We start from the raw sequence: 12,992 nt of genomic DNA, 5'->3' as shown, positions 1-12,992 counted from the left end.
CGGCCGCGCATCGCTTCACGCATCGCGTGCTTCCGCCGCGCTCAGGTAGCCGGTCACCACGTCGAAGCGGCGCGTCGCGCCCGGCGCGAGTGTCGCGACATGGCCCTTGCGGCGTTCGGCTTCATACCCCTCCGGCTCGCAGGTCGACGGCAGCGCGAACGCGGCGACCTGCTGGTCCGCGTTGTGCAGGATCCAGCGCGTCGCATGCGGGAACTGTTCGGGGCGGTACGAGGTATGGAATGCGCCGCCGTCCGGATGCGCGAGCAGGAAATGCGCGACGCCGTCTGCATCCGTTTCCGCACCGTTCATGAAAAACACGATCTCGGGGTCGTACAGCGCGGGCGCATCGAGCGTCGCGAGCCGTTCAGGTTCGCGTGCGAGCGTGGCCGTGTAGTCGCGCCACGCGGCGGTAGGCTTCACGTGCGCGGGCACGCTTTCACGCAATCGCAACCCGCCGCGCGGCAACCACTGCACGAAACGGCCGCCCGGCACGTATGCATAGTTCAGGTGTGCCATGTACATCAGGTCCATCGGTGCGCCGCCGAGATTCGTCACGTCCATCGCGATCGTCATCTGCGCGTCGTGTTCCGCGAGCCGTACCGACGGACGCGCGACGTAGTGGCTGCCGAAGCCCTGCACGTATTCGTATTCACCGGTCATTTCGACCGTTGCGCCGTGCGCATCCGTGCCGACGATCAGGCTCGCGCGATCCATCGGCGCGCACGGCATCTCGCCGTGCAGCGCGTGCGTGTCGTCCGGGCCCGGGCAGCCGTTGCGCAGCAGCCCGCTGTGGAACATGAAGCAGCCGTAGGTATCGATGATCGACGCCGCGCGCTTCGGCTGCCGGAACATGTGCTTCATCGTCAGGTCGCGGCCGTCGAACGCGGCGGCCCAGATCATCTGGCCGAGATACGGCAGCACGACGACGTGGCCGCGGCGGTTCTCGAGCTTCAGCGCCTCGACGCCGGACGGATACGCGAACGCGGTGACGGTGATGCCGTCGGTGCGGTACAGCGTGCGCGGCATGTCGCGGAAGTCGTCGCGCCGCAGTTCGATCTCGCCTCGCATGGTTACGCTCCCGACGTGGTGCGCGTCGCGGCGTAGCGCGCGGGCGCGTTGCCGTCGGCTGCCGCGTCGGGCGTCGCGACCGGCAGGTGGCGCAGGCAGTAGAAGCCGTAGTAGACGATCACGACGAAGCACGCGAGCGGCACGGCGAACGCGAGCTGCATGTTGCCGCCGGTACGGTCGGAGATCAGCCCCTGGATCAGCGGCACGACCGCGCCGCCGACGATGCTCATCACGAGGATCGAGCCGCCGTATTCGGTGTCCTTGCCGAGGCCGTCGATCGTGAGGCCGTAGATCGTCGGCCAGCACGGGCCGAGGAACACGCTCACGCACACTGCTGCGTAGACGGCCGTGATGTTATGCACGCTGATCGTGTACGCGAGCAGCGCGATGCACAGGATGCCGTAGACGATCAGCACCTTGGCCGGCCCGACGCGCTTCATCACGAGCGTCGCGACCAGCTTGCCGACGAAGAACGCGAAGAACGTCGCGAGCAGGTAGCGCGATGCGCCGCGCTCGGTCAGGCCGCCGATCTGCATCGCGAGCCGGATCGTGAAGCTCCACACGCCGACCTGTGCGCCGACGTACAGGAACTGTGCGACGATGCCCGCGACGAAGCGTCGGTTGCCGAACAGGCGCGCGAGCGTGCCGCGCGCGTCGATCCTGTGCGTGGCCGCGCTCGGCCCGTTGCCCTTGCAGGCCGGGTAGGGCGTGAGTGCAAACACGATGAACACCGCGACGAGCACGACGATCAGCCATTTATACGGCTCGAGCGTGGCCTGGATCATCGCGAGCTGGTGCACGTGCGCGTCGGCCGCCGACATTGCCGCGAGCTGCGCATGCGACGCATCGCCTTCCTTGAAGATCAGGAAGCTGCCCATGTACACGCCGGCCATCGCGCCGAACGGGTAGAACGTCTGCGAGATGTTCAGCCGCCGCGTGCTGGTGTCGCGTGGGCCCATCAGTGTCGAATACGAGTTCGACGCCGTCTCGAGGAACGACAGGCCCGCGGCGATCACGAACAGCGCGACGAGGAACATCCCGTACTTCGCCATCGACGCAGCCGGGAAGAACAGCAGGCAGCCGGTCGTGTAGAGCAGCAGGCCGACGAGGATCGTCGTCTTGTAGCTGAACTTCTTCACGATGGTCGCGGCGGGGATCGCGAGGAAGAAGTAGCCGAGATAGAACGCGGACTGCACGAACGCCGATTCGAAGTCGGACAGGAAGAACGATTTCTTGAACTGCGCGATCAGCACGTCGTTCAGGTTCGCGGCGGTGCCCCACAGCGCGAACAGGCAGCACAGCAACGTGAATGCGAACAGCGGTGTGCGGGTCAGGTAATAGCCGTCGGGTGTGTGTTCGATTCTGGCTCGGCTCATGGGTGTCTCCTTCCCAATTGTCTCGTCGATGAAGGCGCCGTTCAGAGGCCGGCGTCGCGGAGGAAGCGTTCGAACGTCGCGGCGTCGGCGTACGACTTCTGCGTGCCGAGGCCCGTGACCGAATGCGCGGCGTACGCGGATGCGTGGCGCATCGCGTCGATCGCATCGCGCGACGCGGCGTAGCAGCGCGCGAAGCAGCCGATATACGCGTCGCCGGCGCCCGTCGTATCGCGCGCGTCGACCGGCACGCCCGGCACGTGCCGCACGCCGTCGCGCGACACGAGCAGCGAACCCTTGTCGCCGAGCGTGACAAGCACGTGCTTCAGGCCTCGCGCGACCAACGCTTCGGCGGCGCGCGCCGCGGTGTCGCGCGAATCGACCGGCATGCCCGACACGATCGCGAGCTCGGTTTCGTTCGGCACGAAGAATTCAACGGAGCGGATCCGCTCGAAATCGAGGTCGGCTACCGCCGGCGCGGGGTTCAGCAGCACGGGGATGCCGTGCCGCGCGCCGAACGCGATCGCGTGATAGACGGTGTCGAGTTCGATCTCGAGCTGCAGCACGATCAGCGCGCATTCGGCGAGTGCCGGCGCGGCCGCGTCGATGTCGGCCGGCTTCAGGTGGCGGTTCGCGCCCTTGACGATCAGGATGCTGTTGCTCGAATCGGGTTCGACGAAGATCGGCGCGACGCCGCTCGGCACGCCGGCGACCTTGCGCACATGCGTGGTGTCGATCCCCTCGCGCTCGAAGTTGCGGATCGTGTTGTCGGCGAACACGTCGTCGCCGATCTTCGTCACCATCACGACGCGCGCGCCGAGGCGTGCGGCCGCGACCGCCTGGTTCGCGCCCTTGCCGCCGCAGCCGAGCTCGAAGTTCGGTGCTTCGAGCGTTTCGCCCCGGGCGGGCATGCGCGCGACATAGGTCACGAGGTCGACCATGTTGCTGCCGATGACGGCGATTGTCTCCATCTGCGTCTCTTCCTTGGTATGGGGCGCGCCGCATGCGCGGTCGCGGCGGCCTGCAACGAGTGATAATAAAATCACATTGGATGTGAAAATGCAATCTCGTGATGTTAGGAGGATCACTATTTGGGATGGAGGCGTGCGTTGCTGGGGCGGAACTCGACTCAATGCGAGCAGGTGGAATAACTGGCGTCGGCGCTCTCTTCGCGGGTGACAGAAGGCGAAGGGCGTGGCACGGATGCACGGGACGCCGACCGCACGTGAAGTACGGGCACGTCGCGACGAGCGTCAAACGGGCGGTGATGTTTGTGGGGTCGAATGAGATCAAATCGGAGATCGCAAATGCGGTGCGCCGCGAGGTCGGTCGCCAATTGCGGGTGATGGGTGCCGCATCACCCGCAGCTCGGCACGATGATGAAACTCTGCGCGCTGTGCGAGCCTATGCTCGCGAAGTCTTCGGTAGCGCGGAAAAAGCGAATCGTTGGCTCGAAAGGCCGTCGGTCCGCCTGGGCGGCGAAAGTCCGGTTTCTTGGCTCCAAACTCACGACGATCCAGCCGACGTATACAGCGCGTTGGACGCGATTGCTTACGGCGCCCTGGTTTGACCGATGGTGGTATCCGACTATGCGCCGCAGCTTGGGCGGGCCGTCGCCTTGCACTAAATGGCGAAGGTGCCGCCCGCTTTGGGCAACGGTGGAATCCGGCTGGTCAACGCGCGGCTTACTTCGGGTCGTCGCGGGCGTTGTGCGCCCTTGAGTATCTCGTGCATGTGGCGACGTTGAAGACGTTCCAGAGCTGCGTATGGTTCGACTTGAACTGCGCGATGAGCCAGAGCACTACGACGACTTTAGCGATGAAGATCGCCGACGGTTGCCACGTAACTGGCGTGAACGGGATGCGCTTGCGCGCTGCCAGCAATTCGGGAGTGAACTGCTCGGTCCTACCGGCAAGCTCGGTTTCAAGGTTCCTTCTGCGTTAATTCCTGCGGAGTGGAACATCGTCCTGAATCCCGACCACCCTAAATTTCGCGACTCAATAGTATCGTTTCGCAGCGAGGGTCCGTTTGTCTATGACCCACGCCTGCTGACGATCGGCCAGTCCAGGTAGGTTCGGCGGAACGCTCGCGAGAAGAGAAAACTACAATGATCAATACTTCTCAATGCGACCCCGACGACGTGCCGATTTGCGTCAACTGCATCGGCGACGACTTTCTGCGCGACGAGATTCGGACAAGCGGCTGCACCGCTTCGTGTTCCGTGTGCGGCGCCGAGGCGATCAGTTGGGGTAGCCGGCAGTATGCCCAGCGAATTTTTCAATTTTCGAATCTCGCTTTGCACCTGCAAGCATCAGATTTTTTTTGGCAATTTCTGAAGATTTAGATTATATTGCAGGCTCGCCTTGCTACCTAATGGAGTGAGATAATGATTAAGATATCTTTTGCAGGTTATGGCGTAAATACTGACACATACGACGTGACAAGCCAGGTAACGAAAATGTATGCGGACGGCATAAGGCAGTTTCCTGCAGACAACAAAAAATGGGGGGACCCATCTCCCGGTCACGACAAGTGCCTTTTTATTGTTTGGCAGAATGGTTCAGGAGCATCTGGTTCTGCAGTTGTCACGGAAGGGAGAACCATAACGCTTCCGTGAAGTGTTTTTTTTGAGACTGAATGCGGCGTCCAAGGATTTGGCCACAACGAAATCGTGCCCATTCGCGAAACGACGCCGCATTCCGTTGCGTGACCGCCCCGCCAGCGATGAGGGGGGATTCTATGGCTATGAACGCATCGAGCAAGTTGCGCCCGAAGATGGTCGAGCTGCAGAAGTTCGGCCTCGCGGTGGTACTTGAACACACGGAAGTCTCCGTGGAGAAAGGATCGCGGCCGGCGCGCCCACTTCGACCGCGGTACCGGGCGAAGCTGCGCGTTCGGCGTCCGGTCGAAGCCGGAAAAGACTAAGAATTTCGGAAAGCGACAAGCGCCACCTTCGGGTGGCGTTTTCGTTTGGATGAGCGGGAAGATATCCTGGGTCGTTGAACCGTTACACGGTGCCCGATATCAAAGTCGAGGTCCAATTCGGATAGAAGAAAAGCAAACGATGGGACAGCTTGTCGAATTGGCGATTGCGGCGAGTTCGGACGACGAGTTCGATAAATTATGTGATCGCGCAGAAGCCTTGGCAGGGGTCATTGCCATGAAAGTAAGCAATAAGTCAAATAAAATCAAAACGTTGCAAGCCCGGCTCGTTACGCCGTATCGACGCGACTTGGCGACCTTAACCGTGACCCTTGAACTGGACGCCGACGCGATCCAATCTTTCGAGCTTTCGCTGGATGGCCGGACGACCTTGGATGCTATCGAGAGGTTGACGCTGCATTAATTTGAGAAGGGGTTGACCTGAGCCGTTTCTTGTGGCCATTTGGCAAGTGAGTTCTCTTTTATCTGAGCGGTACCTGCTTTCAGTGATCCGCTTTAGGAATCCTGGACCGATCAGAGAGTGAGTTTTGCGGCAAACTTCACCCTGAACCAGGAGGTGGTTTGTCATGAAACGGAAACGCCGAGCTGGGCATGCCGGTGGCCGATGTGATCCGGCAGGTCGGTATTTCGGAACAGACGTTCGACCGGTTGAATGCGCCCCTGGAATCGGCCGCTTATCCCATGATACGGCGGACGCTTCATGCCGCGCCGCGCTGCTGCCGGCGAAAAAAATCCCACAGCATCGCCGTCGCGTCAGGGCCCTTGTCGGAATGAAACGCTTCGCGAGGGTCGCCACCGCTCCATGCGTGACCGAGGCCTCGAACGATGCAGATCCTCACGACGAGCCGGCCGGTCTTCAGAAAGTCCACGTAGTCGACCGCATCGCGAGTGTATGTTCGCTGTTCGCCGACGCGTAACTCGCCTTGCGCATCGACCAGCCGGTTGAGCCGTGCAAATTCGATGCCGAGCTGTGCGGCGTTGCGCTTCGCGACAACGACATCGAGCTCACCGTGGACGATGATGGCAGGCATGCCCGGATAGCTGGATACGTCGACTGACGCCTCGATCAGGCGCAGCGGATCTTCACGACTGCCGTTGCGCATGACGCGCATGGCGGTCATGGCGGAACTGGTGACACCGAACACCGGGCCCGAGTGTAGACCGACGGCGGCAAAGAGCGCGGGGTAGTGAATCCCTAGAACCGCAGCGAGGCCGGCTCCCGCCGAGATGCCCGCGAGATAGACGCGCTGATGGTTGAAGCCGTATTCCCGGACGATCGCCGCGACGAGCGATGCGACGGCAGGCGCCTCGGAGTGCGTCAGGTTCTCGTGCCAATGCCAGCATCGGTGAGGGTGCGTGGTCTTCGCCTGCTCGGGAAGCAGCACCGCAAAACCGGCCCGATCGGCGAGCCTGCAAATGCGCGTACCGGCGGCGAACGACTCCACGGTCTGCCGGCAACCATGCAGCATGACGACGAGGGGCAGCCCCGTCGGCGACGCCGCGGTAGCCGGCAGATACAACGCGTACGTGAGATGGTTGACGAGCCGACCGGCCAATGGCGGCGCGGAGTGAAACGAGCGTATCCACCGACCGGCCGTCCGCATCGATGGAGGGCGACTCGTGCGCGGTTTGCCGACGCGCTTCGCGGCGACCGGGCGAGCGGTCTTGACCGTCGACGGCTTGCGCGCGACGGTTTTCCTCTTCTTCGGCCGCGAGACCGTCAGGCTGGAGAGCAGACGGAGACCGCTGAGCCAGACGCTGGTCTTTTTCCTGGGCATGGAGGCTTGCAGCAAGGCTTCGCTGTCGATGTCACGCGTCGATGGCGGGTTTGCGTTCGACCCCGAACGACACTCCGCATACTAACGCAGAGCCGCGCGCGGCGGGCAGGCGAAGCCGCGACCCATCCAGGTGAGTGTTGAATCGGCGGCGGCATTGGCGCGCGTGTCGGGCAGGGCCGGGCACGCATTCCCGCCCGAACTCGTCGCGAGTCGGTTCGCCGCGCTCGAGTCGCCGATCGGCGAAAACGATGTGTTGCCCCTGCATGCTTGCGCTGAGCAAAGGCGGAATGTGTCTCGGATCGCTCGGTGGTTGGCAGGACTATCGAAAGGCGGCGATTCGAAACGGGACCTGCCTGAAGCGTAATCGGACCGACGGTCTGCCGCGATTCCGCCGTGCGTTACCGGACAACGAAGGTGACTGGCGAGCCGGGGCCGCCGAAGCCCGCGGATGCCGAGCGCGCTGGACTTTCGTCTGATTCTCCGATTTCGATGTTTCGCGCATTCCGGATCGACCGATGGGCGCCGACGTGTCCTTCCGCGACTGCCGGCCGATTCGTCTGGTCAGACTGGTCGGATGGTTTGGTGCATGGGCGCGCGCCGCGAACGGGCAACCGCGGCGTTCGGCATCGAATCATGCACCGAAATGAGGAATGTGTTTCGGCATATGTGGAGGCAATTGCCGGCAATTGAAGCGTTAAGCGGGGGTGGCCCGGTTTTTGCTGAAGTGGGCATGGCCGCGCAACGGTTGCGCGCTGCCCGACGACAGACGAGACAAGGAAGACTCACCGTGAATTCGATCACCCGACCGTTCCCCCGACGCGCATGGCTGGCTGCGCTGATCGCCGTGCCCGTAATGGCGCTGTTTGCCGCCGCGCCCGCGCGCGCCGATGCGCTCGACTCCATTGCGAAAAGCGGCGCGCTACGCGTCGCGGTGCCGGAGGACTATCCGCCGTTCGGCTCGGTTGGTACGGACATGCAGCCGCAGGGCTACGACATCGACATGGCCGAACTGCTTGCGAAATCGCTCGGCGTGAAGCTGAAGCTGGTACCCGTGAACAGCGCGAACCGGATTCCGTATCTGACGACCAACAAGGTCGACATGGTGATCTCGTCGCTCGGCAAAACGCCGGAGCGCGAGAAGGTCGTCGACTTCTCGACCGCCTACGCACCGTATTTCCAGGGCGTGTTCGGGCCGGCCGACGTGAAAGTGAGCACGCCCGCCGACTTGAATGGCAAGACGGTCGGCGCTACGCGCGGCGCACTCGAGGAGATCGCGCTGTCGCAGCTCGCACCGAACGCGACGATCAAGCGCTTCGAGGACAACAACGCGACGATCCAGGCGTTCCTGTCCGGGCAGGTGCAGCTGATCGCGGCCGGCAACATCGTCGCAGCAGCGATTCTTGCGAAGAATCCGCCGCGCCGGCCCGAGGTCAAGTTCGTGATCAAGAATTCGCCGTGCTTCGTCGGCGTGAACAAGAACGAAGCACGCCTGCTCGCGAAGATCGACGACGCGATCGCACATGCGAAACAGGACGGCACGCTGAGCGCGATGTCGAAGAAGTGGCTCGGCCAGCCGTTGCCTGCCGGCCTGTGAGCGATCGCCGCCGTGCCTGCAACGGCGCGGCGATCGTCGTCTGAACCCGATCCTTCCCATCTGTCATGAGCTATCAGCTTCGATTCGGCGAGCTTGCCGAATACGCCGGCATGTTCGCGAGCGGCGCGGCGACTACGTTCGCGCTGACCGCCGTCGCGACCGTGCTCGGCGTTTCGATCGGCGTGCTCGGCGCGGCCGCGTACAGCGCCGATGCGCGCGCGGCCGTGCGGCTGCGCCCGTTGGTCGGCGCGTACGTCGAGGCGATTCGCAATACGCCGTTCGTCGTCCAGCTATTCTTTATCTTCTTCGGATTGCCCGCGCTCGGCGTGCATATCGACGAATACACGGCCGCGATTCTCGCGATGACGCTGAATCTCGGCGCGTACTCGGTCGAGATCGTGCGTGCGGGCGTCGCCGCCGTGCCGAAGGGGCATCTCGAGGCGGCCGCCGCGCTTGCGATGTCGCGCGCGCAGATGCTGCGCCACGTCGTGTTGCCGCAGGCGCTCGCGAAGGTGTTTCCGGCGCTCGCGAGCCAGATCGTCATCACGATGCTCGGCTCGGCCGTCGTGTCGCAGATTTCGGTGGCCGATCTCACCTATGCGGCGAGCTACATCCAGTCGCGCAATTTCCGCTCGTTCGAAACGTATTTCGTGATCGCGCTCGCGTATCTGGCGATGGCGCTGCTGCTGCGCGCCGCGCTTGGCTCGATGGGGCGCCGCCTGTTCTCCCGCCGTGTGCGAGGTGCGCGATGATCGATTTCACGTTCGGGCAGATTCTGGCAAACCTGCTGCTCGCCGCACGCTGGACGGTCGTGCTGTCGACCGTGTCGTTTCTGTCCGGTGGTCTCGTCGGCCTCGGGTTGCTCGTGATGCGCGTATCGAACTCGCGTGTGCTGCGCAGTTGCGCGAAGCTGTATATCGAGGTGTTCCAGGGAACCCCGTTGCTGATGCAGCTGTTTGTCGTGTTCTTCGGCCTGCCGCTCATCGGTCTCGATGTGTCGCCGTGGGTTGCGGCCACGGCCGGCCTCACGTTCTTCACGAGCGCGTATCTCGCGGAAATCTGGCGCGGCTGCGTCGAGGCGGTGCCGAAAGGGCAGTGGGAGGCATCGGCAAGCCTCGCGATGAGCTACGTCGAGCAGTTGCGTCATGTGATCCTGCCGCAGGCCGCGCGCATCGCGATCGCGCCGACCGTCGGTTTCGGCGTGCAGGCCGTGAAGGACACGGCACTGGTGTCGATCATCGGCTTCACCGAGCTGACCAAGGTCGGCGTCGCGATCTCGAACGCGACGTTCCGTCCGTTCGTCGTGTACGGGCTCGTCGCGCTCATCTATTTCGCACTCTGTTATCCGCTTACCCGTTACGCGCGCACGTTGCAAAGGAGATGGAATGCCGCTCGTTGAAACCCGTGGTCTCGAAAAGAATTTCGGTACCCATCATGTGCTCAAAGGCATCGATTTCTCCGTCGAACGCGGGCAAGTCGTGTCGATCATCGGCCGCAGCGGCTCGGGCAAGAGCACGCTGCTGCGCACGCTCAACGGGCTCGAAAGCATCGACGCGGGCACGATCGCGATCGACGGCGAACGCGTCGACGCGCGACATGCGGACTTGCGTGCACTGCGGCTCAAGGTCGGAATGGTGTTCCAGCAATACAACCTGTTTCCGCATCTGAGCGCCGGGCAAAACGTGATGCTCGCGCAGTCGGTCGTGAAGAAGTCGCATCGCCAGCAGGCGCGCGCGATCGCGGAGCTGATGCTCGAGCGTGTCGGCCTCGGCGACAAATTCGACGCGTTTCCGGAACAGCTGTCGGGCGGTCAGCAGCAGCGCGTCGCGATTGCGCGCGCGCTCGCGATGAAGCCGAGCGTGCTGCTGTGCGACGAAATCACGTCGGCGCTCGATCCGGAACTTGTCGGCGAGGTGCTGGGTGTCGTCGAGCAACTCGCGCGCGACGACATGACGTTGATCATGGTCACGCACGAGATGAACTTCGCGCGCGCGGTGAGCGACAAGGTGGTGTTCATGCATCAGGGCAGGGTCTGGGAGAGCGGAACGCCGGAGGAGATCTTCGCGCGACCGGGGACGGTGGAGTTGAAGCGGTTTCTTGGGGGGCTCCAGAAGACGGAAGCGTTCGTGAACTGACGCCGGTCCGATCCGCGGAGTTCGTGATGGCGCTTGATCTGCTCCGGGCCGCCATCCGGCCACGCGCCTCTCAATGCGACGACACGAACACCGCATCCTCGAACGCCTCCGGAATCGCGAAGCTCTCGCGCATGCGCTGCGTTTCCTTGGCCGGTGTCAGGCCGAACAGACGCTTGAATTCCCGGCTGAACTGCGACGGGCTCGTATAACCGACCGCGTAGCCGGCCGCCTCGGCCGTCAGGTCCTGTCGCACCATCAGCAGCCGCGCCTGATGCAGGCGTGTCGACTTCAGGTACTGCATCGGCGACACCTGCGTGATCGCCTTGAAGTGGCTGTGAAAGCTCGGCACGCTCATGCCGGCCTCGTCGGCCAGTTGCGATACGTCGAGCGGTTGCGCGTAATCGGCATGGATCACGCGCAGCGATCGGCCGATCCGGCCGAACTGCCCGCGCATCGCGAGTGCGCTGCGCATCGCGCTTCCCTGCGCGCCGGTCAGCACACGGAAATACAGCTCGCGAAGCAGCGCCGGGCCGAGCACCGCGGCTTCGAGCGGCTGCTGCATCGCCTCGACGAAGCGCAGCACCGACGCGTGCATCGCTGCATCCATCGGCGTAGACATCATGCTTCTGGGCGCCTGCACGTGTTCCGCCACGCCTTCGCGGTCGATCTGCGCCGCGAGTTCGGCGGCCATCGTGAAATCGAGGTGCAGATACAGCGCGAGAAGCGGGCGTTCGGGCGTCGCGTCGGTTTCCATGCTGAACGGGACGGGTACGGACACGGCGAGGTAGTGATGTTCGTCGTACAGATAGCGTTCGCCGCCGAAGTAGCCGCGCTTGCAGCCCTGGCAGACGATCACGATTCCCGGGTCGTACAGCACCGGCGTGCGCGACAGCGCGCGGTTCGAGCGCAGGATGCGCACGCTCGGCAGCGCCGTCAGGTTGTAGCCTTCGTCGGGCGCCAGCGCGCGCAGCAGCGCGACCAGGCGTTTGCGGTTTCGCGGTGATGACGACAGTGACGAATCTCGGGCGGAGGAGGGCTCGGCGCTCATAGTTTTGTGCAAGAAAATCAGCGGAATCTGGCTTATTCGGCGTTGATCGTCAGACTAGTATGCATGCTTCTATCGACATTCGGGAGAAGCGAACATGGCATCCGGCAACATCATGCTCATCACCGGCGTCAGCAGCGGCTTCGGCCGCGCGCTCGCACAGGAGGCGCTCGCGGCCGGCTACACGGTGGTCGGTACCGTGAGAAGCGCGCCGGCGGCGCGGGAATTCGAGGCGCTGTCCGCGCACGCGGCTTTCGCGCGCATGCTCGACGTGACCGATTTCGACCGCATCGACGGCATCGTCGCGGAAATCGAAGCGAACGTCGGGCCCGTCGACGTGCTGGTGAACAACGCCGGCTACGGGCACGAAGGCGTCATGGAAGAGGCGCCGCTCGCCGAGATGCGCCGGCAGTTCGACGTGAACGTATTCGGCGCGGTCGCGATGATGAAGGCCGTCGTGCCGTTCATGCGCGCGCGCCGGCGCGGCCGCATCCTGAACATCACGTCGATGGGCGGCCACATCACGATGCCGGGAATCGCTTATTACTGCGGCAGCAAATTCGCGCTGGAAGGCATTTCCGAAACCGTCGGCAAGGAGCTCGAGCCTTTCGGCATTGCGGTGACGGCCGTGGCGCCCGGTTCGTTCCGCACCGACTGGGCCGGCCGCTCGATGGTGCGCACGCCGCGCTCGATCGCCGACTACGACGCGCTCTTCGATCCGATCCGCGAGGCGCGCGAGGAGAAGAGCGGCAAGCAGCTGGGCGATCCCGCGAAGGCCGCGCGGGCGATGCTCGCGATCATCGCGGCGGAACATCCGCCCGCGCACCTGTTGCTCGGCAGCGATGCGCTGCGGCTGGTGCGAACCAAATTGTCGGCGCTGGAAGCGGAAATCCGTGCGTGGGAGGCCGTGACGGTGTCGACGGACGGTTGACGATCGGCGCACCGGCATCGCTCGCATCCCAGGCGTTTATTTCCCGTCGGTAGATGATCGGCAGTCGCGGCGCACCGTGGCATCACGGTTTCACAATAAAGGCAGATAATGGCTGCCGGCCGGTA

At 63.7% G+C, this 12,992-nt stretch carries 14 protein-coding genes and 1 pseudogene; 10 read left to right on the top strand and 5 right to left on the bottom strand.

The features are described 5' to 3' along the window. Positions 1-15: 15 nt before the first annotated feature. The 3 genes from ACNQQL_RS18060 to rbsK are packed head-to-tail and all read right to left on the bottom strand — an operon-like array spanning position 16 to position 3,412. A complete protein-coding gene (locus ACNQQL_RS18060) occupies positions 16-1,068 on the bottom strand; it encodes an aldose 1-epimerase family protein (RefSeq protein ID WP_347064952.1) in 1,053 nt (350 codons plus the stop codon). A 2-nt stretch (positions 1,069-1,070) separates the two neighbouring features. Then, entirely contained in the window at positions 1,071-2,444 is a 1,374-nt protein-coding gene (fucP, locus tag ACNQQL_RS18055) for an L-fucose:H+ symporter permease (RefSeq protein ID WP_347064951.1), read from the bottom strand. A gap of 41 nt (positions 2,445-2,485) precedes the next feature. Next, positions 2,486-3,412, bottom strand: a complete 927-nt coding sequence (gene rbsK, locus ACNQQL_RS18050; protein ID WP_347064950.1) for a ribokinase — start codon at positions 3,410-3,412, stop codon at positions 2,486-2,488. Positions 3,413-3,666: 254 nt separating this feature from the next. On the opposite strand from rbsK, the gene ACNQQL_RS18045 reads away from it, so the two are divergent. The 5 genes and pseudogenes from ACNQQL_RS18045 to ACNQQL_RS18025 all read left to right on the top strand — a co-directional run bounded on the left by ACNQQL_RS18045 (position 3,667) and on the right by ACNQQL_RS18025 (position 5,787). Continuing rightward, a complete protein-coding gene (locus ACNQQL_RS18045) occupies positions 3,667-4,011 on the top strand; it encodes an MbcA/ParS/Xre antitoxin family protein (RefSeq protein WP_347064949.1) in 345 nt (114 codons plus the stop codon). Continuing rightward, a pseudogene (locus tag ACNQQL_RS18040) lies at positions 3,936-4,181 on the top strand (RES family NAD+ phosphorylase); the annotation flags it as partial. The gene ACNQQL_RS18045 and the pseudogene ACNQQL_RS18040, both read left to right, overlap by 76 nt. Positions 4,182-4,207: 26 nt before the next feature. Next, positions 4,208-4,513: an RES family NAD+ phosphorylase gene (locus tag ACNQQL_RS18035; protein WP_347064948.1), complete on the top strand. Its 306-nt coding sequence runs from the start codon at positions 4,208-4,210 to the stop codon at positions 4,511-4,513. 35 nt (positions 4,514-4,548) lie between these two features. Then, the gene (locus ACNQQL_RS18030; protein WP_347064947.1) at positions 4,549-4,785 is read left to right on the top strand and encodes a hypothetical protein; all 237 of its coding nucleotides are present in this window, start codon (positions 4,549-4,551) and stop codon (positions 4,783-4,785) included. A 720-nt stretch (positions 4,786-5,505) separates the two neighbouring features. Beyond that, positions 5,506-5,787 carry a hypothetical protein gene (locus ACNQQL_RS18025; RefSeq protein WP_347064946.1) on the top strand — a complete coding sequence of 94 codons (282 nt, stop codon included), beginning with the start codon at positions 5,506-5,508 and terminating at the stop codon, positions 5,785-5,787. Between the two features lie 295 nt (positions 5,788-6,082). Here ACNQQL_RS18025 and ACNQQL_RS18020 read toward each other — a convergent pair whose 3' ends face one another. Next, the gene (locus tag ACNQQL_RS18020) at positions 6,083-7,162 is read right to left on the bottom strand and encodes a PHB depolymerase family esterase (RefSeq protein ID WP_347064973.1); all 1,080 of its coding nucleotides are present in this window, start codon (positions 7,160-7,162) and stop codon (positions 6,083-6,085) included. A 787-nt stretch (positions 7,163-7,949) separates the two neighbouring features. Here ACNQQL_RS18020 and ACNQQL_RS18015 point away from each other — a divergent pair. From ACNQQL_RS18015 to ACNQQL_RS18000, 4 genes are all read left to right on the top strand, one after another. Then, positions 7,950-8,756: a transporter substrate-binding domain-containing protein gene (locus ACNQQL_RS18015; protein WP_347064945.1), complete on the top strand. Its 807-nt coding sequence runs from the start codon at positions 7,950-7,952 to the stop codon at positions 8,754-8,756. A gap of 65 nt (positions 8,757-8,821) precedes the next feature. Further along, positions 8,822-9,508 carry an amino acid ABC transporter permease gene (locus tag ACNQQL_RS18010; RefSeq protein WP_034184580.1) on the top strand — a complete coding sequence of 229 codons (687 nt, stop codon included), beginning with the start codon at positions 8,822-8,824 and terminating at the stop codon, positions 9,506-9,508. Further along, on the top strand, positions 9,505-10,155 hold the full coding sequence (locus ACNQQL_RS18005) for an amino acid ABC transporter permease (RefSeq protein ID WP_347064944.1): 651 nt from the start codon (positions 9,505-9,507) through the stop codon (positions 10,153-10,155). The genes ACNQQL_RS18010 and ACNQQL_RS18005 overlap by 4 nt, the downstream gene beginning before the upstream one ends. Then, entirely contained in the window at positions 10,142-10,891 is a 750-nt protein-coding gene (locus ACNQQL_RS18000) for an amino acid ABC transporter ATP-binding protein (protein WP_152862234.1), read from the top strand. Before ACNQQL_RS18005 ends, ACNQQL_RS18000 begins: the two co-directional genes overlap by 14 nt. A 70-nt stretch (positions 10,892-10,961) precedes the next feature. Here ACNQQL_RS18000 and ACNQQL_RS17995 read toward each other — a convergent pair whose 3' ends face one another. Beyond that, the gene (locus ACNQQL_RS17995) at positions 10,962-11,939 is read right to left on the bottom strand and encodes an AraC family transcriptional regulator (RefSeq protein WP_347064943.1); all 978 of its coding nucleotides are present in this window, start codon (positions 11,937-11,939) and stop codon (positions 10,962-10,964) included. Between the two features lie 94 nt (positions 11,940-12,033). On the opposite strand from ACNQQL_RS17995, the gene ACNQQL_RS17990 reads away from it, so the two are divergent. Next, positions 12,034-12,867, top strand: a complete 834-nt coding sequence (locus ACNQQL_RS17990; protein ID WP_347064942.1) for an oxidoreductase — start codon at positions 12,034-12,036, stop codon at positions 12,865-12,867. Positions 12,868-12,992: the final 125 nt, after the last annotated feature.

Source organism: Burkholderia sp. LFS061 (assembly GCF_047978125.1).
In the GTDB taxonomy this organism is placed as follows: Bacteria; Pseudomonadota; Gammaproteobacteria; order Burkholderiales; family Burkholderiaceae; genus Burkholderia; species Burkholderia pyrrocinia_C.
The sequence above is the reverse complement of the archived record's forward strand: the minus strand, read 5'-3'. Positions and strand labels throughout refer to the sequence as shown.

What these genes read in the sequence shown, in the direction of transcription:
- ACNQQL_RS18060 (WP_347064952.1), bottom strand. Translation starts at nt 1,068, where the DNA reads ATGCGAGGCGAGATCGAACTGCGGCGCGACGACTTCCGCGACATGCCG.
- fucP (WP_347064951.1), bottom strand. Translation starts at nt 2,444, where the DNA reads ATGAGCCGAGCCAGAATCGAACACACACCCGACGGCTATTACCTGACC.
- rbsK (WP_347064950.1), bottom strand. Translation starts at nt 3,412, where the DNA reads ATGGAGACAATCGCCGTCATCGGCAGCAACATGGTCGACCTCGTGACC.
- ACNQQL_RS18035 (WP_347064948.1), top strand. Translation starts at nt 4,208, where the DNA reads ATGGTTCGACTTGAACTGCGCGATGAGCCAGAGCACTACGACGACTTT.
- ACNQQL_RS18030 (WP_347064947.1), top strand. Translation starts at nt 4,549, where the DNA reads ATGATCAATACTTCTCAATGCGACCCCGACGACGTGCCGATTTGCGTC.
- ACNQQL_RS18025 (WP_347064946.1), top strand. Translation starts at nt 5,506, where the DNA reads ATGGGACAGCTTGTCGAATTGGCGATTGCGGCGAGTTCGGACGACGAG.
- ACNQQL_RS18020 (WP_347064973.1), bottom strand. Translation starts at nt 7,162, where the DNA reads ATGCCCAGGAAAAAGACCAGCGTCTGGCTCAGCGGTCTCCGTCTGCTC.
- ACNQQL_RS18010 (WP_034184580.1), top strand. Translation starts at nt 8,822, where the DNA reads ATGAGCTATCAGCTTCGATTCGGCGAGCTTGCCGAATACGCCGGCATG.
- ACNQQL_RS18005 (WP_347064944.1), top strand. Translation starts at nt 9,505, where the DNA reads ATGATCGATTTCACGTTCGGGCAGATTCTGGCAAACCTGCTGCTCGCC.
- ACNQQL_RS18000 (WP_152862234.1), top strand. Translation starts at nt 10,142, where the DNA reads ATGCCGCTCGTTGAAACCCGTGGTCTCGAAAAGAATTTCGGTACCCAT.
- ACNQQL_RS17995 (WP_347064943.1), bottom strand. Translation starts at nt 11,939, where the DNA reads ATGAGCGCCGAGCCCTCCTCCGCCCGAGATTCGTCACTGTCGTCATCA.
- ACNQQL_RS17990 (WP_347064942.1), top strand. Translation starts at nt 12,034, where the DNA reads ATGGCATCCGGCAACATCATGCTCATCACCGGCGTCAGCAGCGGCTTC.